Below are 18972 nucleotides of genomic sequence, written 5' to 3'. Positions count from 1 at the left end.
GGCGGGCATTCTATGCATTCACCGCCTGTGAGTCATATCAGAAGAATAAGGTAGCAGTATGGACATTACAGAACTCCTCGCCTTCAGCGCCAAACAGAACGCCTCCGACTTGCACCTCTCCGCCGGCCTGCCGCCCATGATCCGGGTGGACGGCGATGTGCGCCGCATCAACCTGCCGCCAATGGAGCACAAGCAGGTGCATGGCCTGATCTACGAGATCATGAACGACAAGCAGCGCAAGGATTACGAAGAGTTCCTGGAGACCGACTTCTCCTTCGAAGTCCCCGGTGTGGCCCGCTTCCGTGTGAACGCGTTCAACCACAACCGCGGCGCCGGCGCGGTATTCCGTACCATTCCCTCCAAGGTACTGACCATGGAAGACCTGGGCATGGGCCAGGTGTTCAAACAGATCTCCGACACCCCGCGCGGCCTGGTACTGGTCACCGGCCCCACGGGCTCCGGTAAGTCCACCTCGCTGGCGGCGATGATCGACTACATCAACGACAATAAGTACGAGCACATCCTCACCGTCGAGGACCCGATTGAATTCGTACACGAATCCAAGAAGTGCCTGGTGAACCAGCGGGAAGTCCACCGCGATACCCACGGCTTCGCCGAAGCCCTGCGCTCCGCACTGCGTGAAGACCCGGACATCATCCTCGTAGGTGAGATGCGGGACCTGGAAACCATCCGCCTGGCGCTGACCGCCGCGGAAACCGGCCACCTGGTATTCGGCACCCTGCACACCACCTCCGCCGCCAAGACCATCGATCGTGTGGTAGACGTCTTCCCGGCGCAGGAAAAGGCCATGGTACGCTCCATGCTGTCGGAATCCCTGCAGGCGGTAATCTCCCAGACCCTGCTCAAGCGCAACGGCGGCGGCCGTGTCGCCGCCCACGAAATCATGCGCGGCACCCCGGCAATCCGGAACCTGATCCGCGAAGACAAGGTTGCGCAGATGTACTCGGCAATCCAGACCGGCGCCAGCGTCGGCATGCAGACCATGGATCAGTGCCTGCAGGATCTGGTGGAGCGCCGCGTGATCAGCCGTGAATCGGCGCGCGAGAAGGCGAAGATGCCGGAGAACTTTTAAGGTTTAGCCCGGGATCAGGGTACTGGATCCCGGCTCCTGGCCGGGATGACGTATCGTTGAGAAAAAGGCTCGACCAGAGAGCTGAGCAGCTGACGAAGTGAAGAACTCAGAATAAAAGGCTGGGTGCCGGGTGCGGATTTTCAGGAGCGTCGCAAACAGGATGTTTGCGCCGCAGCGCCCAGGGACGGGTTTACAGCGGTCCTGAAAATCCGCACCCGGTGCCCAGCCGCCACCGGACTGTAACGACACACCCTCCGGGTCATATAAAAGAGCACGCAAAAAAGCGGTAATACAAAATGGAAATCGAACGCCTCCTGCAACTCGTCTCCGAAAAAGGGGCATCCGACCTCTTCATCACGGCCGGCGTACCGCCGTCGATCAAATTGCACGGCAAGGTCGTCCCTGTCAGCACCACCCCGCTGACCCCGGAGAAAGCCCGCGAACTCGTCGTCGGCATCATGAACGAGCGCCAGAAGCGCGAATTCGTTGAGCAGAAAGAGCTGAACTTTGCCATTTCCGTGCGCAACGTTGGCCGCTTCCGGGTATCTGCGTTCTTCCAGCGCAACCTCGTCGGCATGGTGCTGCGCCGGATCGAAACCAAGATCCCCACCATCGACGGCCTCGGCCTGCCCGAACAGCTCAAAGAACTGGCCATGACCAAACGCGGCCTGATCATCTTCGTGGGCGCCACCGGTACCGGTAAATCCACTTCGCTCGCGTCCATGATTGGCCACCGCAACGAAAACTCCAAAGGCCACATCATCTCCATCGAGGATCCGATCGAATTCATCCACCAGCACCGCGGCTGCATCGTCACCCAGCGGGAAGTGGGCCTCGACACCGACTCTTTCGAAACCGCCCTGAAAAATACCCTGCGTCAGGCCCCCGATGTCATCCTCATCGGTGAGGTGCGCTCGCGCGAAACCATGGACCATGCCATCGCCTTCGCCGAAACTGGTCACCTGTGCCTGTGTACCCTGCACGCCAACAACGCCAACCAGGCCCTCGACCGGATCATCCACTTCTTCCCCGCCGACCGGCACCAGCAGCTGTGGATGGACCTGTCACTGAACCTCAAGGCCATGGTCGCCCAGCAGCTGGTACCCACCCCGGACGGCGATGGCCGCCGCGCCTGTCTCGAGATCATGATCAACACCCCGCTCATGTCGGACCTGATCCGCAAAGGCGAAGTGCACAAAATGAAGGAGCTGATGAAGCGCTCCGTCGAACAGGGCATGCAGACCTTCGACCAGGCCCTGTACGAACTCTACGACCGCGGCGAAATCACTTACGAAGATGCCCTCGCCCACGCCGACTCCGCCAATGACCTGCGCCTGATGATCAAGCTCAAGTCCGAGTCCGACGCCGAGTACCTCAACAGCGCCGCCGACGAGCTGAGCATTGCCAGCGACACCGACAGCGGTGGCGGGCCGAGCATCTACTGATCGCATCATCAAAAATCTGCACAGGCAGGCCCGGGTAACGGCCTGCCTTTTTTATTTCTATGGAGGGTAATGGTGAGATTCCTCGAGCTGGACGTGCGCACCGCACGGATCGTGCACGGTTACGATGAGCACAACCGGGAAATCGTTGAAGAGGTCAATGACCCGGAATACATGACCAAGCTCATCACCGTCGAGCGGATCCAGTCCATCAGTGAACAGTACGTGCTGGTTACCGGGTCGCACGGCCGCATCATGTACTGGGAATATAGGGATTCCATGGCCGCGCTGCGTGATCGTCTGGAAAAAGCAGGGTTGATATTGCCTTGACCAGAGCTTCCCTGATTACCGGAGGTATCCGCGCGGCCGCCGCAACATTGCTCGCGACCCTGCTGCTCCCTGCCTGCAGCGAATCACCACACGCCGACCGGGTTTTTACCAATGGCCATATCCTCACCATTGATGAGCAAGAGCGGGTCGCCAGTGCACTCGCCATCAAAGATGGCAAGATCCTCGCCATCGGTACCCATGGGGAAATTTCGGCGCTGGCCGGTGCGCGCACAGAAACCATCGACCTGAATGGCAAGGCTGTGCTGCCCGGTTTTATCGCGGTGCACGAGCACCCGGCCATCAGCGCTGTATTTCGCAACTTCGTGGATATGAGCGGCTTCCGACATCGCACCGCCGCAGAAGCCTGGCGGGCCCTGGACAGCGCGATTGCCACAACACCCGAGGGCGAGTGGGTCTATGCAATGGGCCTGGATCCGGTATTGCTGGAGGGCTTGCAGCTGCCGGATCGGAACAGGCTCGATGAGATTGCGCCACACAACCCGGTATTCATCCTCGCCCAGAGCATGCACACCGCGTGGGTGAATTCCGCCGCGCTGGCGGCGATGGAAATCGATGAACAGTCGCCGGATCCGGGCGAAGGCTCCTACTACGGTCGCGATACAGATGGCCGCCTCGACGGCACGCTGGTGGAGAAGCCGGCACTGGAACCTTTTCTCGCCGTACACAAGAATCCGCTCAAGGTCAGCGCGGCCTACGCCGACGTGCTCACCGATCTGCGCCAGGCGGGCTATACCAGTGTCGCCTCGCTGGGATTCAATGTACCCGCCTGGCTGGCCCGCTGGGCATCGTCGGAAAATCTGCAGCCACGTATCAGGCAGTTTTTTTATTACCGCGGTGACAACCTGAACAAGCTTGCTGGTGCGCCGGATCATGACGGGGACTTTTTCCGCGTGCGCGGCGCCAAGTTTTGGTACGACGGCTCGCCCTACAGCGGCAGCATGGTGGTGGAACAGCCCTATACGGACAGCCAACTGGCCAGGCAGCTCGGTATTGCCCACGACAGTCACGGCGAACCGGTAATCCTGCCGGAGGCACTGCGCAGCCAGATTGAGGCACTGAATGCGCGCGGATGGCAGATTGCCACCCACGTGCAGGGTGACCGCGCCGCGCAGGAATTCTTGCAGATCCTGCAGCAGGTGTATGAAAACCTGCCCGAAGCGGAACAGCAGGCGTTCATCGCGCGCCGTCACCGCCTCGAACACGGGCTTCTGCTCGGCAAAGACATGCTGCCGGTCTTCGCCCGGCTGGGTTTATCCCCGAGTTTTCACATCAACCATCTCTACTACTATGGCGATGCCCTGAATTCCCAATTGCTGGGGCCAGAACGCAGCGAGCAAATGCTGCCGCTAAAAAGTGCGTTTGCGCTCGGCATGCACCCCACCCTGCATTCCGACAGCCCGATGTTCCCAGCGGAGCCGTTCAGCCTGATGCAAACCGCTATTACCCGTCGCAGCCGCGCAGGCACCCCGGTCGGCGAAGCGGAAGCGCTGAGGCCGCAACAGGCACTGCGCACCATGACCATCAATGCGGCCTGGCAACTGGGTATGGAAAAGGAAATCGGCAGCCTGGAAGTGGGCAAACGCGCAGATCTGGTGATACTGGATCGCAATCCCCTCACCACGCCGGTCGGCGAGTGGCGGGATATCAAAGTCGTGCAAACCCTACTGGACGGCCGCTGATCCGCTCAGGCGAGTTCGCTGATGCACTCTTTCACCTGGCCGAGCAACCTGCGACTGACCGGCGGCTCTACATCAGTGCCGTCCAGCTGTACCTGGTAGCCACTGGCAACCTTGCGCAGCCCAACGATGTGCTCCACCGCGACCAGCGCACTGCGGTGCACGCGCACAAAGCGTGCACTGAACTCGCTCTCGAGTTCTTTCAGGGATTCGTCCAGGATCGTCTCGCCGCGGCTGTGGTGGGCAATGACGTATTTGTCTTCCGCAATAAAACAGCGGATATCGTCCACATCCAGCAACTGCACCCCGCGGCGGCTCACTGCCTTGATCTGGCGGCGGCCGCTGGGCTGCGAGCCTGTACCGGCTTCTTCCTGGAGTGTCCCGCCGCCGGCCTTTAGCTGGGGCTTGCTCAGTCTTCGCGCCTTGGCAATCGCCTGTGCCAGCTGTTCCAGACTGACGGGCTTGAGCAGGTAACCCGATGGAGCAACCGCGAAGGCAGGGAGCGCAAACTCGTCGTGGGCGGTGCAGAAAATGATGGCGGGTGGATTGGGGCGGTTGGAAATCTGTTCGGCGAGGTGTAACCCGTTGTCTCCGGGCATCTCGATATCCAGTAACAGCAGGTCCGGGTCGAGTGAATCCAGCTGTTGTAACGCGCTTTCCCCATCGGCAGCTTCTCCCAGCAGTTGGCAACCATCAATAGCCTGCAACTGGCGGGCCAGCCTGGCCCGCGCCAGCGGTTCGTCGTCAACAATCAGCACACCAAGGGTGCTCGGGATATTACTCATTGCGTAACCTCCCCTCTGATCGCCGCACGCGCCGGCTTGAACGTTGATCCGCTTTCCAGTGGCAACAGCATTTCCACCCGGTACTCACCATTGTGGACACCGGCCGAGAACCGGTAGCGATTGCCATAAAACGCATTGAGACGCTGGCGAATATTTTCCATCGCCATGCCGTTGCCGCTATGGGGTGCGGCACCGCGCTCCGTCTCGGAAACTGCAATAGGATTTTGAATCGACAATAGCAGCTCGCCTGCGCGGCCGCCAATGACATTTTGACGAATGGTTATTTGAATGGTGCCACCGGCGCGCAGGCGCGCAACACCGTGCAAAACTGCATTTTCCAGCAGCGGCTGCAGCAACATGGAAGGCAACTCGGCCTGCTCCGGCAACTCGCCAATCTCCCAGTCCTGCTGCAGGCGCTCACCGAGCCGCAGTGACTCGATTTCCAGGTAGCGTTTGGCCAGGGTAATTTCCTGCTCCAGCGGAACCAGCTTTGAGTCCGCGAGCGATGCACGGAACAACACCGACAGGTCTTCCACCAGTTTTTCCGCGCGCTCCGCATCCACCGCTATCAGGCTGGCGAGGCTGTTCATGCTGTTGAACAGGAAGTGCGGGCGAATACGCGATTGCAGTGCATCGATACGCGCCCCCAGCTCCGCCTGCTGCTGGTTGTGCAACTGCTGCTGCACATAGGCGTAGCGCAGCACCACGCCGGCACAGATCGCGCCCACCAGCAGGTTCGCGAGCAGCGCCCAGTAGTCGACCCCGGTACCGGCGAGATCCGCCACCCACCAGTGCTGGGCGAACAGCACCGTGGACAGCACCCCCAGAACCGCCGCAAAGCTCAACGCGGCGGCAAGTTTGTGCGCGAGGCGGGCGAGATACGGTCGCAGGCGACAGAGCACCGCCGCGGAAGGCAGGATGACCCACTGAATGGTCAACGACACCAGTCCCAGGCGCTCCCAGTTGAAGGGACGGAGCCCGTCGACGGCAAGCACCAGCACCAGTGCCAGCAGCTCGCCCATCAATACCAGTACCGCAATTGCCGTTACACTGCACAAATCGGGCAGGAACGGCACAGCACCGCCAACCTCCGGGCACGCAGAATCTTTGCATGAGGGGGCAGTTTTACGAATTTGCTGCGCTATAATGCCCGCCGCTTGCGCGGGCCGGGAAGATGTCATACCACTTTATCTTTGTTCTGGACTCGCTCTTCAAGCGGTGAAGATACCGCCATCACTGGCCCAGTTCCACTGTCCGTGAGCAAGCCAGTGACCCGTTTCCCATTCAGACCAGAGGCAGCATGAGTAACGACAACGCATCCGCAAACAACAACCAGAATCCCGCCGCCAAACTCTGGGGTGGGCGTTTCAGTGAGGCCACCGACGCCTTTGTTGAGCGTTTCACCGCTTCGGTCATGTTCGACCAGCGCATGGCACTGGAAGATATCCAGGGCTCCCTGGCGCACGCGCAGATGCTGTCGGAAGTGGGTGTGCTCACTGCAGACGAATTCGCCCAGATCGAAGGCGGCCTGAAAGATATCGCCGCAGAGATTCAGGCCGGCGAATTTCCCTGGTCCGTGGAGCTCGAAGATGTGCACATGAACATCGAGGCGCGCCTGACCCAGCGCATTGGCGCCACCGGTAAAAAACTGCACACCGGCCGCTCGCGCAACGACCAGGTCGCCACCGACATCCGCCTGTGGCTGCGCAACCGCATCGACCTGATCGCCGCCGAGCTCACCCGCCTGCAGACCGGCCTGGTTGACCTGGCCGAGAAGGAAGCGGACACCATCATGCCCGGCTTCACCCACCTGCAGAGCGCACAACCGGTGACCTTCGGCCACCACCTGCTGGCGTGGAACGAGATGCTGACCCGCGACTACGAGCGCCTGATCGACTGCCGCAAGCGCGTCAACCGCTCGCCGCTGGGTGCTGCCGCCCTGGCCGGCACCAGCTACCCGATCAATCGCGCGCGCACCGCCGAGCTGCTGGGCTTCGATGCACCCACCGAAAACTCCCTCGATTCGGTGAGCGATCGCGACTTCGCCATCGAATTCTGTGCCTTTGGCGCCCTGCTGCTGACGCACCTGTCCCGCGCCAGTGAAGAACTGGTGCTGTGGACTTCCAGCCAGTTCAACTTTATCGACCTGCCCGACCGCTTCTGCACCGGCTCCTCGATCATGCCGCAGAAGAAAAACCCGGATGTACCCGAGCTGGTGCGCGGCAAGACCGGTCGCATGAACGGCCACCTGATCGCCCTGCTGACCCTGATGAAGAGCCAGCCGCTGGCCTACAACAAGGACAACCAGGAAGACAAGGAGCCCCTGTTCGACGCGGCAGACACAGTACTGGACTGCCTGCGCGCGTTCGCCGACATGGCGCCGGCGCTGAAGCCGAAAAAAGAAAATATGCTCGCGGCCGCCGCCAAGGGTTTCTCAACGGCCACCGACCTGGCGGATTACCTGGTGCGCAAGGGCGTTGCGTTCCGCGACGCCCACGAAATCGTTGGCCAGTCAGTGGCCTTCGCGATTGAAAAAGACTGCGATCTCGCCGACCTGAGCCTCGCGGAACTGCAGAAGTTCTCCGACGCGATCGGTGACGACGTGTTTGAAGTGCTCACGCTGGAGGGTTCTGTGGCCGCCCGCGACCACATTGGCGGCACCGCACCGAACCAGGTGCGCGCGGCCTGTGGGCGTGCGCGCGCCTTGATTGCCGCGCGCTAATAAACGCAACTCTTGCGCAGGAGCCTGCTAGCAGGCTCCTTCCTGGTTCCTTCGTATAAGAAAGACGCCCCGGCTGTAGACGGACAAGTTACAGGCCGAGGGCGACCGGCGTCCCCTGCTGCTCGGTCAATACCCGATCCAGCAGTGTCGGCAGATCTTCACCCGTGGTGGTGCACTTCCAGCCCGGGTTCTCGAACTTGAGGTGGTAACCGCCGGAGCGGGCCGCCACCCACAGTTCCTGCACCGCACTCTGGCGCGACAGGATTACCTGTGTGCCATTGTCTTCCAGGGTTATGGTGAGCACTGCATCCGCGCGCTCGTAATCCATATCCACATCACAGTTATCGAGGGCATCCTCGATCGCAATCAGGGTTTCTTCGATAGCGGCGTTGTAGGCGGTTTGAGAGGCGGCCTGGCTCATAATCTGGTTACTTCTGTTACTGTGTTGCTTGAAGGCATGGGTCGCTATACTAGCAGGCTTTTCCAGTCTTTTTCGTCGCAGACAACCGTATATGAAAGCCCTGATGAACGCACCGAAGCGCACACTGTTGATCCCCCTGGTTCTGCTGCTCAGCGCCTGTGGGCAAAAGGGCCCGCTGTACCTGCCGCAGGATCCTGCGCAGCCAGCGTCTCCCGCGCCCGCTGCAGCCACGACGCCTGCCGGAACCAGCGCGGCCGAAACCAGCGAGAACGAAAAAACGGAAGCCGAAAAAGACAACTCCCAGCAACACACGGAAGCAGAAGCAGTAGCCAAATGAGCGAATTTCACTATCAGCAAGGAAGCCTGTGGGCCGAGGGCGTGAGCCTGGAACAGGTCGCCGAACAGTTCGGAACCCCCACCTATGTTTATAGCCGCGCGCACTTCGAGCGCCAGTACCAGTCCTATGCCGACGCCCTTGGCGATCACCCGGGACTGATCTGCTACGCGGTCAAAGCCAACAGCAACCTCGGCATCCTGTCGGTGCTGGCGCAACTGGGAGCGGGCTTCGATATCGTCTCCGCCGGCGAACTCGAGCGGGTACTCATGGCCGGTGGCGACCCGTCCAAGGTGGTATTTTCCGGGGTGGGCAAAACCGCGGAGGAAATGCGCCGCGCGCTGGAAGTGGGTGTGCACTGCTTCAATGTGGAATCCGAGGCGGAGCTTGAACGCCTGGATGCCGTGGCCGGGGAAATGGGCGTGGTTGCGCCGGTATCCCTGCGGGTGAATCCGGACGTGGACGCCAAGACCCACCCGTATATCTCTACCGGCCTCAAAGAGAACAAGTTCGGCATCGCCATCGAGCGCGCCCCCGAGGTCTACCGCAAGGTAGCCGCATCGGCGAACCTCAACGCCATCGGTGTGGACTGCCATATCGGCTCACAGCTGACCGAGATAGCGCCGTTCCTGGATGCGCTGGATCGCCTGCTGGTACTGATCGACCAGCTCGCCGACGACGGCACCGTGCTCGAGCACCTGGATCTGGGCGGCGGTCTGGGCGTGCGCTACCGGGGTGAGGAGCCGCCGGAAGTGAGCGATTACCTGGGCGCAGTGAAAGACAAGCTGGCCGGGCGCAACCTCGCGCTGGTGCTGGAGCCGGGCCGTTCCATTTCCGCCAATGGCGGCGCCCTGCTCACCCGGGTGGAATTCCTCAAGCGCACCGAGGAACACAACTTTGCCATCGTCGACGCCGCCATGAACGACAACCTGCGCCCGGCGCTGTACCAGGCCTGGCAGGACATTGTCGCGGTTACCCCCGGCAACGGCGCCACCGAAAGCTGGGACATTGTCGGCCCCGTATGCGAGACCGGCGACTTCCTCGGCAAGCACCGCCAGCTGGCTCTGGCCCCCGGGCAACTGCTGGCCATGCTCTCGGCCGGAGCCTACGGCTTCACCATGAGCTCCAATTACAATTCCCGTACCCGCGCCGCGGAAGTGCTGGTGGATGGCGACAAAACCTATCTGGTGCGGGCGCGCGAGTCCCTGGCCGATCTGGTGCGCGGTGAAACCACCGTGCCTGCGAAAGACTGATAACCAAGAAAAACAAACAGTTAGGAATCCAATCGATGCGGCTGAAATTCACCAAAATGCACGGGCTCGGCAACGACTTCGTCATGCTCGATGGCATCACCCAGCGCATCAAACTGTCGCCGGAAAAAATCCGTTTTATTTCCGACCGCCACACCGGTATCGGTTTTGACCAACTGCTGCTGGTGGAAGCCCCGCGCAATCCTGATATGGATTTCCGCTACCGGATCTACAACGCCGACGGCAGTGAGGTGGAAAACTGCGGCAACGGCGCGCGCTGTTTCGCCCGCTTTGTGCGCGAGCGCCGCCTCACTGCCAAGGAAAAGATCCTGGTTGAAACCGCAGCCGGGGTTCTCGAGCTGAACGTGCAGGAAGGTGATCAGGTAGCCGTGGACATGGGCGCGCCCATTCTCGAGCCCCGGGAGATTCCTTTTGAAGCCGATATCCAGGCGGAAACCTATCCCCTGGAGGTCGATGGCGAGGTGTACAACGTAGGCGCCGTCTCCATGGGCAACCCCCATGCGGTACTGCTGGTGGACAACGTGGATACAGCGCCGGTCGAAACCCTCGGCGCCGCCATTGAGCAGCACCCGCGCTTCCCGGCGCGGGTAAACGTGGGTTTCCTGCAGATCGAATCCCGCGACAAGGCTCGCCTGCGCGTATTCGAGCGCGGCGTGGGTGAAACCCGCGCCTGCGGCACCGGAGCCTGTGCCGCCATGGTGTCCGCGCGCCTGCGCGGCCTCGTGGATGAAGAACTGAAAATCACCCTGCCCGGCGGCACCCTGACAATCCACTGGCCGGGGCCCGGCGCGCCGGTTACCATGACTGGACCCGCGACCGCGGTATATCACGGACAGATAGTGCTCTGACAAAGATTGCCTGGAATCAGCGAAAGAACAAATGACCGACCACAGCGATGCCTCTCTGATCGACAATGCCGTCGAGGCCAGCCTGGAAAGACAGGAAGCCTCGGACAGTGAAAACCAGCGCAACAAGAAGTTGCTCGCGCGGCAGGTGGCCCGCTACCTGATCCAGAACCCCGCCTTCTTCGCCGATCATATGGAGCTGCTGGACACCATCCAGCTGCCGAAAGAAAACGGCAAGACCGTGTCGCTGATGACACACCAGACCAACCTGCTGCGCGAACGCAACATCGAGATGCGCCAGCGCCTCGATCAGTTGCTGCAAACCGCCCGCGAGAACGACCAGCTGTTTATGAGCAGCCGGCGCCTGGTGCTGTCACTGCTGGAAGCGCGCACCGTAGCCGAAGCCGGCAGTGCGCTGGTGAAAAGTTTCCAGAACGATTTTGGCGTGGAGTTCACCGCCCTCACCCTGTTCGGCCCCCTGCCCGGATCCGCCAGCAAGCTGGGGGAAGTCCGCTGCAGCTCCCGCGCCAGCGCGGAAACAGCAATTGGCTCCATCCTGCGCAATGGCCGCACCGTCTGCGGCACCCTGCGCCCGGCGGAAACCGCCTACCTGTTCGGCAGCGACGCCAGCCAGGTCGCTTCGGCTGCCGTGATCCCGCTGGCGGATCAACTGGGTGTGCTGGCAGTCGGCTCCAGTGACCCGAATCACTATCGCTCCAGCCTCGGCACCCTGTTCCTGTCCTACATCGGCGAAATCCTCGAGCGCCTGCTGCCAAACCTGCTGCGGGGCTGAGCACCATGCAGCTCGCGGCAGTGACGGACGCCTTCCTGCGGCACCTGCAGCACAAGAACCTCTCCACGCACACCCTGTCTGCCTATCGCCGCGACCTGCAAAAGATGCAGCAACTGGCAGACCGGGAATCCCTGGACGACCTGCGCGACCTCGGCGAAATGCGCCTGCGCAGCTGGCTGGCACACCTGCACCGCGAAGGGCTCGGCCCCAAGAGCCTGCAGCGCTGGCTGTCTGCGGTGCGCACCCTGTTGCGCTTTTGCGTGCGCGAGGGCTGGCTGCCCGCCAATGTGGCCGAGGGCCTGCGCGCGCCCAAAGCGGATAAGAAGCTGCCCAGGCTGCTGGATGTAGACGGCGCCGCACAGTTTGTCGAAAGCCCGGCCAGCGACGCAGAAGACGACCTGCTGGCGCGGCGGGACGCGGCCATTCTGGAACTCTTTTACAGCAGCGGCCTGCGCCTGTCGGAACTTACCGCCCTCAACTGGCCGGATCTGGATCTGGGCGCCGGCGAGGTTCGCGTAACCGGCAAGGGCAACAAGACGCGGCTGCTGCCCATTGGCCGGCACGCGCGCCAGGCCCTGCAAGACTGGCGCCGGCAGGCGCCCGCCGCCCAAGGCGACGACCGCGGCGGCGAACCGGTGTTCACCACCGCCCGCGGCAAGCGCCTCAGCAACCGCGCGGTTCAGACGCGCCTCAGCCACTGGTCCAGGCGCGGTGGTGCAGAGCAGCGGGTGCACCCGCACATGCTGCGGCACTCTTTCGCCAGTCACATGCTGGAGTCCAGCGGCGACCTGCGCGCCGTGCAGGAACTGCTCGGCCATGCGGATATCAGCACCACCCAGATTTACACTCACCTGGACTTCCAGCACCTGAGCCGGGTCTACGACAGCGCACACCCGCGCGCCAAGCACAAAAAGATCTAGAGCTTTAACCACTCGCCCCTATTCGAGCGGGGCAATGCGCGCTCAGGGCGAATACCAGACCGGAGAGGTGTAGGCGCGCTCCTGAATAGCCGCTGGCACGCCGTCAGGCCGTTTCACGCCGAAATACTTCGCATCGTATGTGGTCCAGCGAGGCGTAGGTATTTCCAGCACCCGCACATAATAAAAAGCCTTGTGTGTGCGCTGAAAGTCCGGATCCTTCCAGTAGGCCTGAAGAAATACATCACCAATACTGTTGTCGTAGTTAGCACTGGCCACATCAACGGTGTTGCCGACTTTCTGTCCTGCGCGGCCGTCACGGCTGATCTTCCGCCCATCCGAAACCGCAACATCATAAACCCGCTCGTGGGTTTTCCCGTCCGCATCCAGCCAGCCCTTAACCACCTGTATGCGGTCGAGGTTCGCGCCATCTGGATCGCGCATGGCGCGAATCAGAAATGCCGGAGCCGTTTCCGACTGCTGCAGCTCGCCCCCCATGGGTACGCCCTGTGCATAGCCGTAGCGGGCAAAATCATGGCGGTTGAGATCATCAGCCACGAAATCAAAGCCCGCGAACAGCCGCACAACCAACCGGGTACCCGTGGTTGCATAAACTTCCCTGCGCGCCATGGCATCCCACAACGCCTCACGGGTATTCTCCCGCGCCCAGACGGCTGCCAACCCAGAGGCGCTGGCCTGATAGTGCCGTATCGCGTAGTCGCGGCCCTCGGGATCCGGCAGGTAGCCGGTAATCTTTTCCTCAAACCGGATAAGATCAGCGGTAGGCTCTACCGCCGTGGCCTTGCCAAAAAAATTGTCCTCGGCAGCGGTTGCCAGTGATGTATGTGAGTCGGTACTGCCGATCAACCCGAATTGATAGGGGTTGGCACCCAGCTTTTGTTCATAAGCCAAGCCCTGCTTCAGGGCCTCGCGCGCATACTCGCGCGGCAGCATGTCCTTTTCCTTTGCCGCGCCAAAGCTGCCCTTGTCCCAGGTCTCGAAATCCGCGAATTCATCATTGGGTGACAGCAGGGGATGAGTCTCGCCATCGCCCTTGATCTGAGTGACTTCATAGAGGGGCTCCCATCTCGCCCGACGCTCTGCGTAATCCCGGTCAAGGGGTTTCCTGCCAGTTAACGTCACGCTGTCAAACATCAGGCCATTGGACAGGTTGCCGTTGTGCGGTATCGCCAGCACCCGTCCACCAGTTTTCTTTTCATAGCTCTCCATCCACTTCCACAGATCCTCTGGGTCTTCCGAGTCGTAAGCGGACATCGGTACTACCTGATCGGCTTTCGTCTTGTCATCGCGGAACACCAGGTTGCGGTGCAGGTTGTTGCCATCCGGGCTTGAAGTCCATTCGTAGCCGATCAGGGCAGTGAACAGGCCAGGAGTATTGTGGTTCTCGGCGGCCTTGGTCAGGCGTTGCCACATAGACACCATCAGGCCTTCAATACCACTCAAAGGATCCTTGCGCGCACCGACTGCGCTGCCCCACATGGCATATGCCTCATCAGGCTTACCCACCTTCGTCAGGTCATGGACTTGTTTCCCCCACGAGGATGCCAGCAAGCGCTTGTCCGATTCACTGATCATTGGCGACAGGCCCAGGTTTTCCGCATGGTCGGCGATAACCAGAAAATCCAGCGGACGCTTGAGGCGTGCCTTTACCCCGGTGCTCGAAGTCACGGTCCCACCCTTGGCAAACCGATAGGCTTCGTCCGGTCCCAGGCGATTACCAAACATCCCCGCATCAGTGGAATAACTGGTGTGTAAATGTGTGTCGCCAAAGAAGACCCTGTTGGGAAAATTCTGGTCGGGGTATGGAGCGTACTCTGCTTCTGGACTGGGCACAGACTGCGGCGCATCCTGCGCAAAGGCCCCATTTATCGCCGTAAACAACAAAATCGAGACGAGCACTCTGGTCATGGCGGACGAAGATCTCTGATGACATCCATGCCTACTTGTGCGCCAAATCGTAGACATGATCCGTCAAAGGCTCACAAACAGAATGGAAAAATGAATCGTGAAAGGGATAGGGGTATAGCTCGGAAAGCTTAGCAGGCCGCTGAAAAAAGATGCTCAACGGCCCGCCAGCCAAGGAATCGCCCCGGAAGCCAGGGCGGCGAGCCAACTTGCATTGACCCGTGGTGAAGTAGGGCTAATCTCACCAGCCCTACTTCAGATCGGCCTGCTGCCGTACTTCGGTTGCGGCTTGCGCGGAGGATCGGCGGTGACCTCTGGTGCTATCTCACTGATCGCGCCGCCGCTGGCAAGAAATGCCTCGACTTCAGCGCTGAGCTGGCTGCGGGCCCGCTCGCGGGAGGTCACGGTGCGTTCATCACCAAACTCTTCTGAGTCGTTTAAACGCGTGTTGGATTGCTCATCTGTCATGTCACTGTACCCTGTAACTTGATACCCCTGTTACAGAGGAAGAACCCCTGTGCCGCTTTACTGCGGCGCAATATATATAGGCAGTGTCTGAGCGGCCTGCCAGAAAAGGTTCCTTATTTCAGTAGAGTATTTTTTACCAATTCATGCCGGATTTATTGCACTTGGTTATGCTGTTTTTCCCGCCAGGTAAAAATCATCGCCCCAGCGCGAAACGTATCGGCGCTGAGTCCGGAATCAAATCCCCTCACCGCCGAATAGCGGGCACAAAAAAGCCCCGCATGCGGGGCTTTGCAAAACACTGTGATCGTGATTTCGATCAGACCGCTTCGCTGCCGGTTTCACCGGTACGGATGCGAATCACTTCTTCCAGCGCCGTGATGAAGATTTTGCCGTCACCGATCTTGCCGGTCTGCGCGGCTTTGGTGATGGCCTCAACCGCGCTGTCGACCATGCTGTCGTCTACAGCCAGTTCCAGCTTCACCTTGGGCAGGAAGTCCACAACGTACTCGGCACCGCGGTACAGTTCGGTGTGTCCCTTCTGACGGCCGAAGCCTTTGACTTCGGTCACGGTCATGCCCTGCACGCCGACTTCAGACAGCGCGGTGCGCACATCGTCAAGTTTGAAAGGCTTTACGACAGCCGTAATCAATTTCATCTACTTATCCTCTGTATTTGTCTTTCGGGCACCGGCCCGTTACTGGCCGGCGCCGGAAAAATCTTGCTGCCGCTGATACCTGCTGCGCAGTACTACACCAGCGGCTCCTCTCAATGAGCGCTTATTTGCTCATGAATTCCGGATAAGCTTCCATTCCGCACTCAACCAAGTCAACACCCTGCTGCTCTTCTTCTTCGCTGACGCGAATACCGGTGATCAGCTTGAGGGCGAACCAGACTGCGATAGAGGCTGCAAATACCCAGGCGAAGATGGTTGCGGCGCCGATCAGCTGGCCGGAGAAGCTGGAGTCGGCATTGGTGACCGGTACCAGCAGCAGGCCGAGCAGACCAACAACACCGTGCACGGAGATGGCACCAACCGGGTCGTCAATTTTCAGCTTGTCCAGGGTAATGATGGAGAAGACTACCAGCACGCCGCCGATGGCACCGAACAGGGTCGCCTGCAGGGCGGTCGGGGTGGAAGGCTCAGCGGTGATCGCTACCAGGCCAGCCAGCGCGCCGTTGAGCAGCATGGTCAGGTCGGCCTTGCCGAACAGGATGCGACCGGTGATCAGCGCAGCTACCGCACCACCAGCAGCGGCGGTATTGGTGTTCAGGAACACCATCGCCACCGAGTGTGCGTTGGCGGCGTCGCCCAGTTTCAGTACGGAACCGCCGTTGAAGCCGAACCAGCCCATCCACAGGATGAAGGTACCCAGGGTGGCCAGCGGCAGGTTGGCGCCGGGGATGGCGTAGATTTCGCCGTTCGGGCCGTATTTGCCCTTACGCGCGCCCAGCAGCAATACGCCAGCCAGGGCAGCGGCGGCACCAGCCATGTGCACGATGCCGGAACCGGCGAAATCGGAGAAGCCCAGGTCGCCCAGGTTGTACAGGCCGAAGACTTCTTGACCGCCCCAGGTCCAGGAACCTTCCAGCGGGTAGATCACACCGGTCATGACCACGGCGAACACCAGGAAGCTCCACAGCTTCATGCGCTCGGCCACGGCACCGGAAACGATGGACATGGCGGTGGCCACGAATACCACCTGGAAGAAGAAGTCGGAAGCACCTGAGTAAACGGAATCGCCTTCGAAGCCGTTCTCTGCAGAGCTTGCCAGTACGCCATTCAGGTCAAATGCCTCAATGCCGCTCAGCAACCAGCCACCGTCGTACATGATCGCGTAGCCGCTGATCAGGTACATGATGCACGCGATGGCAAACAGTGCCACGTTTTTGGTAAGGATTTCCGTGGTGTTCTTGGAACGCACCAGGCCCGCTTCCAGCATGGCAAAGCCCGCTGCCATCCACATGACCAGTGCACCACACACCAGGAAATAAAATGTATCAATTGCGTACTGCAATTGAAAAATTTGATTTTCCATTTTTCGCTCCGTTTAACCCAAAATTTCCCGAGTCGCCCCGGTTGTTCATTCGTAAGATGAATTCGTCGTTATTAAATGGCCGCCGTACCGCTTTCCCCAGTACGGATGCGGATCGCCTGTTCCAGGTTGGCGACAAAGATCTTGCCATCGCCGATCTTGCCGCTCTGGGCGGCGGCGCCGATGGCTTCAAGCACGGCATCCACCTGGCTGTCGTCCACAGCGATCTGCAGCATGGTTTTGGGCAGGAAATCCACCACATACTCCGCGCCGCGATAGAGTTCCGTGTGCCCCTTCTGCCGCCCGAAACCTTTGACTTCGCTGACGGTGATGCCGCGGACACCGGCTTCCGCCAGCGCGTCGCGCACGGCATCCAGCTTGAAAGGTTTGATGATTGCGGTTACCAGTTTCATGGTCTCCCCCTGTTAAAAAGGCCCACCACTGGGGCGGGCCCGGTTCTTTTGATTACCAGCTGTAAGTAGCGCCGGCCACAATCGTCGCTTCACACCAGTCGGTGCCGTAGCACTCCGCCTTGCTGGCGTCTGTGCCAATCAGCGAGGCACTCAGTGCGAGGCCGCCAAACTCCTTGCTCAGCGACACGTTGTAGTCGATGTAGGAGTCGGATCCATCGAGGAAAATCTCCTCGTCAAACAGGTTCAGGCCCGCGCTCAGACCCAGTGCGATGTCGTTACCCAGGTCGAAGGAGTAACCCGCGTTCAGGTAGTAGAATTCGCCCGCCTGATACCAGTAGTCATCGGAGTAGGCGAAGCCGAGGCTCAGGTCGCCAAAGCTCAGGCTGCCGTAGATTTCCTGGTAGTCCTCGTCCTGGTCGCTGCCGTGGTAGGCGTAGTAGATGTAGCCCACGTCGTAGCCCACACCACCGGCGGTTTCACCGGCGTAACCGCCGTAGAAATCCTGTTCGAATTCGGTCTCGTCTGCGCCGTAGGCGAAGTCCACTTGCGACGCCCAGGTACCCAGATAGAAGCCATTGCCCATATCCAGATCCACACCGCCCTGAACTGCCGGGCCGGTATCAGACTGGGATACCCCACGGAATTTGTAGTCACTGACGACACCGATATTGGCGCTGAAGCTGGGTCCGTCTTCGGCAACAGCTGCGCCGCTGAAAATCGCCATGGCCAGCGCGCTACCCGCGACAAGCCCATTGACAGTAGTGGTCACACTTTTATTGGTATTGATTCCCACGTTGGTTCTCCTGGTTCTCTGTTCATGAAACTGCTTACTTATTTTTATTAGCGGCTTCGACAACACCGGGGGAGCCGGCACCCGCCGCGCTCGCCTGAGTACCTCGGTGAAGGCTGGTTCCCGTCCTTCACTGTCAGTGCGATTTGCAGGTAACCTCTTGCAGAGTTAGTGCCAACTATGAGAACAGCTTTAAAAATCAAAGAGTTAGGTGATTTTTCCACCCCCTGAGCAGGCGCAGGTGGAGAGGCGCAACGAATCTGCGCAAAAACGGTGCGCACCAAAATGGCACCTGCACCGCGAGGGCGCATCAACCAGGCGCCACGGCCAGCGGCGCGAGCCAGAAAGGGGCACGGCGAGATACCTTGGTGGTAAAAGCCCACTGCGTTACTATTTCTCGCCATCAAACTTGGATTTCTTAGTGGAGAATTGCGCTTGGCTGCGGACAAATTGCAACAGTTACTCAACGAACTGCGTCAACAGGGGGCGGTGATCACCAGTGATCTGCAGGATGCGCTCGCCGTGGCCCTGGGCAAATTGCCCCTGGTCAGCCAGCGGGAATTCGACATTCAGGCCGCGAAGCTGCAGCGCGCGGAAGAAAAACTCGCGCAGCTTGAGGCCCAGGTGAAGGAGATGGAAGCGCAACTGGATCGCGATGCCGACTAACTGATGCTGAAAAGGTCGTAGTGACC

At 60.3% G+C, this 18972-nt stretch carries 20 protein-coding genes; 11 read left to right on the top strand and 9 right to left on the bottom strand.

Translation table 11 applies throughout. The features are described from left to right. Nucleotides 1–58 precede the first annotated feature (58 nt). From ACNKU7_RS16805 to ACNKU7_RS16790, 4 genes are all read left to right on the top strand, one after another. Complete coding sequence (locus ACNKU7_RS16805) at nucleotides 59–1093, top strand: type IV pilus twitching motility protein PilT (RefSeq protein WP_226668572.1); 1035 nt, start codon at nucleotides 59–61, stop codon at nucleotides 1091–1093. 296 nt (nucleotides 1094–1389) lie between these two features. Then, complete coding sequence (locus ACNKU7_RS16800; protein WP_418298164.1) at nucleotides 1390–2538, top strand: PilT/PilU family type 4a pilus ATPase; 1149 nt, start codon at nucleotides 1390–1392, stop codon at nucleotides 2536–2538. Nucleotides 2539–2607: 69 nt separating this feature from the next. Then, nucleotides 2608–2865: a hypothetical protein gene (locus ACNKU7_RS16795; RefSeq protein WP_418298163.1), complete on the top strand. Its 258-nt coding sequence runs from the start codon at nucleotides 2608–2610 to the stop codon at nucleotides 2863–2865. Further along, nucleotides 2862–4565: an amidohydrolase gene (locus tag ACNKU7_RS16790; RefSeq protein WP_418298162.1), complete on the top strand. Its 1704-nt coding sequence runs from the start codon at nucleotides 2862–2864 to the stop codon at nucleotides 4563–4565. Before ACNKU7_RS16795 ends, ACNKU7_RS16790 begins: the two co-directional genes overlap by 4 nt. A gap of 5 nt (nucleotides 4566–4570) precedes the next feature. On the opposite strand, the gene ACNKU7_RS16785 is transcribed toward ACNKU7_RS16790, so the two are convergent. Both ACNKU7_RS16785 and ACNKU7_RS16780 read right to left on the bottom strand, forming a co-directional pair. After that, nucleotides 4571–5347, bottom strand: coding sequence for a LytR/AlgR family response regulator transcription factor (locus ACNKU7_RS16785; protein WP_418298161.1), 777 nt, complete (start codon nucleotides 5345–5347; stop codon nucleotides 4571–4573). Beyond that, the gene (locus tag ACNKU7_RS16780) at nucleotides 5344–6423 is read right to left on the bottom strand and encodes a sensor histidine kinase (protein ID WP_418298160.1); all 1080 of its coding nucleotides are present in this window, start codon (nucleotides 6421–6423) and stop codon (nucleotides 5344–5346) included. Before ACNKU7_RS16780 ends, ACNKU7_RS16785 begins: the two co-directional genes overlap by 4 nt. A gap of 224 nt (nucleotides 6424–6647) precedes the next feature. Between ACNKU7_RS16780 and argH the strand changes: the two genes are divergently transcribed. Then, nucleotides 6648–8069, top strand: coding sequence for an argininosuccinate lyase (gene argH, locus ACNKU7_RS16775; RefSeq protein WP_418298159.1), 1422 nt, complete (start codon nucleotides 6648–6650; stop codon nucleotides 8067–8069). An 88-nt stretch (nucleotides 8070–8157) separates the two neighbouring features. Here argH and cyaY read toward each other — a convergent pair whose 3' ends face one another. Further along, nucleotides 8158–8490 carry an iron donor protein CyaY gene (gene cyaY, locus ACNKU7_RS16770; protein WP_418298158.1) on the bottom strand — a complete coding sequence of 111 codons (333 nt, stop codon included), beginning with the start codon at nucleotides 8488–8490 and terminating at the stop codon, nucleotides 8158–8160. A gap of 103 nt (nucleotides 8491–8593) precedes the next feature. Between cyaY and lptM the strand changes: the two genes are divergently transcribed. From lptM to xerC, 5 genes are read left to right on the top strand one after another with little or no spacing between them, the layout of a single operon-like run. Continuing rightward, the gene (lptM, locus tag ACNKU7_RS16765) at nucleotides 8594–8827 is read left to right on the top strand and encodes an LPS translocon maturation chaperone LptM (RefSeq protein WP_418298157.1); all 234 of its coding nucleotides are present in this window, start codon (nucleotides 8594–8596) and stop codon (nucleotides 8825–8827) included. After that, nucleotides 8824–10077, top strand: a complete 1254-nt coding sequence (gene lysA / locus ACNKU7_RS16760; protein ID WP_418298156.1) for a diaminopimelate decarboxylase — start codon at nucleotides 8824–8826, stop codon at nucleotides 10075–10077. Before lptM ends, lysA begins: the two co-directional genes overlap by 4 nt. Before the next feature lie 35 nt (nucleotides 10078–10112). Beyond that, nucleotides 10113–10943 (top strand): diaminopimelate epimerase, encoded by an 831-nt coding sequence (dapF, locus tag ACNKU7_RS16755; protein ID WP_418298155.1) that lies wholly within the window; start codon nucleotides 10113–10115, stop codon nucleotides 10941–10943. Nucleotides 10944–10974: 31 nt separating this feature from the next. Beyond that, nucleotides 10975–11733 (top strand): DUF484 family protein, encoded by a 759-nt coding sequence (locus tag ACNKU7_RS16750; RefSeq protein WP_418298154.1) that lies wholly within the window; start codon nucleotides 10975–10977, stop codon nucleotides 11731–11733. Nucleotides 11734–11738: 5 nt separating this feature from the next. Next, the gene (gene xerC / locus ACNKU7_RS16745) at nucleotides 11739–12653 is read left to right on the top strand and encodes a tyrosine recombinase XerC (protein ID WP_418298153.1); all 915 of its coding nucleotides are present in this window, start codon (nucleotides 11739–11741) and stop codon (nucleotides 12651–12653) included. Between the two features lie 42 nt (nucleotides 12654–12695). Here xerC and ACNKU7_RS16740 read toward each other — a convergent pair whose 3' ends face one another. The 6 genes from ACNKU7_RS16740 to ACNKU7_RS16715 form a co-directional block, all read right to left on the bottom strand. Beyond that, nucleotides 12696–14579 carry a DUF3604 domain-containing protein gene (locus tag ACNKU7_RS16740; RefSeq protein WP_418298152.1) on the bottom strand — a complete coding sequence of 628 codons (1884 nt, stop codon included), beginning with the start codon at nucleotides 14577–14579 and terminating at the stop codon, nucleotides 12696–12698. Between the two features lie 252 nt (nucleotides 14580–14831). Then, complete coding sequence (locus tag ACNKU7_RS16735) at nucleotides 14832–15044, bottom strand: hypothetical protein (RefSeq protein WP_418298151.1); 213 nt, start codon at nucleotides 15042–15044, stop codon at nucleotides 14832–14834. A 316-nt stretch (nucleotides 15045–15360) separates the two neighbouring features. Next, the gene (locus ACNKU7_RS16730; protein ID WP_043319767.1) at nucleotides 15361–15699 is read right to left on the bottom strand and encodes a P-II family nitrogen regulator; all 339 of its coding nucleotides are present in this window, start codon (nucleotides 15697–15699) and stop codon (nucleotides 15361–15363) included. A gap of 121 nt (nucleotides 15700–15820) precedes the next feature. Then, the gene (locus tag ACNKU7_RS16725; protein WP_418298150.1) at nucleotides 15821–17080 is read right to left on the bottom strand and encodes an ammonium transporter; all 1260 of its coding nucleotides are present in this window, start codon (nucleotides 17078–17080) and stop codon (nucleotides 15821–15823) included. Between the two features lie 71 nt (nucleotides 17081–17151). After that, on the bottom strand, nucleotides 17152–17490 hold the full coding sequence (locus ACNKU7_RS16720; RefSeq protein ID WP_418298149.1) for a P-II family nitrogen regulator: 339 nt from the start codon (nucleotides 17488–17490) through the stop codon (nucleotides 17152–17154). A 52-nt stretch (nucleotides 17491–17542) separates the two neighbouring features. After that, nucleotides 17543–18283, bottom strand: a complete 741-nt coding sequence (locus tag ACNKU7_RS16715; protein WP_418298148.1) for a TorF family putative porin — start codon at nucleotides 18281–18283, stop codon at nucleotides 17543–17545. Between the two features lie 432 nt (nucleotides 18284–18715). Here ACNKU7_RS16715 and ACNKU7_RS16710 point away from each other — a divergent pair, with 432 nt between their 5' ends. Further along, nucleotides 18716–18946: an accessory factor UbiK family protein gene (locus ACNKU7_RS16710; RefSeq protein WP_418298147.1), complete on the top strand. Its 231-nt coding sequence runs from the start codon at nucleotides 18716–18718 to the stop codon at nucleotides 18944–18946. Nucleotides 18947–18972 lie beyond the last annotated feature (26 nt).

Source organism: Microbulbifer weihaiensis (genome assembly GCF_048323715.1).
Lineage (GTDB): Bacteria > Pseudomonadota > Gammaproteobacteria > Pseudomonadales > Cellvibrionaceae > Microbulbifer.
The sequence above is the reverse complement of the archived record's forward strand: the minus strand, read 5'-3'. Positions and strand labels throughout refer to the sequence as shown.

Excerpts from the sequence above, each read along its gene's own strand:
- ACNKU7_RS16805 (WP_226668572.1), top strand. The coding sequence starts at position 59 with ATGGACATTACAGAACTCCTCGCCTTCAGCGCCAAACAGAACGCCTCC.
- ACNKU7_RS16800 (WP_418298164.1), top strand. The coding sequence starts at position 1,390 with ATGGAAATCGAACGCCTCCTGCAACTCGTCTCCGAAAAAGGGGCATCC.
- ACNKU7_RS16795 (WP_418298163.1), top strand. The coding sequence starts at position 2,608 with ATGGTGAGATTCCTCGAGCTGGACGTGCGCACCGCACGGATCGTGCAC.
- ACNKU7_RS16785 (WP_418298161.1), bottom strand. The coding sequence starts at position 5,347 with ATGAGTAATATCCCGAGCACCCTTGGTGTGCTGATTGTTGACGACGAA.
- argH (WP_418298159.1), top strand. The coding sequence starts at position 6,648 with ATGAGTAACGACAACGCATCCGCAAACAACAACCAGAATCCCGCCGCC.
- cyaY (WP_418298158.1), bottom strand. The coding sequence starts at position 8,490 with ATGAGCCAGGCCGCCTCTCAAACCGCCTACAACGCCGCTATCGAAGAA.
- lptM (WP_418298157.1), top strand. The coding sequence starts at position 8,594 with ATGAACGCACCGAAGCGCACACTGTTGATCCCCCTGGTTCTGCTGCTC.
- lysA (WP_418298156.1), top strand. The coding sequence starts at position 8,824 with ATGAGCGAATTTCACTATCAGCAAGGAAGCCTGTGGGCCGAGGGCGTG.
- dapF (WP_418298155.1), top strand. The coding sequence starts at position 10,113 with ATGCGGCTGAAATTCACCAAAATGCACGGGCTCGGCAACGACTTCGTC.
- ACNKU7_RS16750 (WP_418298154.1), top strand. The coding sequence starts at position 10,975 with ATGACCGACCACAGCGATGCCTCTCTGATCGACAATGCCGTCGAGGCC.
- xerC (WP_418298153.1), top strand. The coding sequence starts at position 11,739 with ATGCAGCTCGCGGCAGTGACGGACGCCTTCCTGCGGCACCTGCAGCAC.
- ACNKU7_RS16740 (WP_418298152.1), bottom strand. The coding sequence starts at position 14,579 with ATGACCAGAGTGCTCGTCTCGATTTTGTTGTTTACGGCGATAAATGGG.
- ACNKU7_RS16735 (WP_418298151.1), bottom strand. The coding sequence starts at position 15,044 with ATGACAGATGAGCAATCCAACACGCGTTTAAACGACTCAGAAGAGTTT.
- ACNKU7_RS16730 (WP_043319767.1), bottom strand. The coding sequence starts at position 15,699 with ATGAAATTGATTACGGCTGTCGTAAAGCCTTTCAAACTTGACGATGTG.
- ACNKU7_RS16725 (WP_418298150.1), bottom strand. The coding sequence starts at position 17,080 with ATGGAAAATCAAATTTTTCAATTGCAGTACGCAATTGATACATTTTAT.
- ACNKU7_RS16720 (WP_418298149.1), bottom strand. The coding sequence starts at position 17,490 with ATGAAACTGGTAACCGCAATCATCAAACCTTTCAAGCTGGATGCCGTG.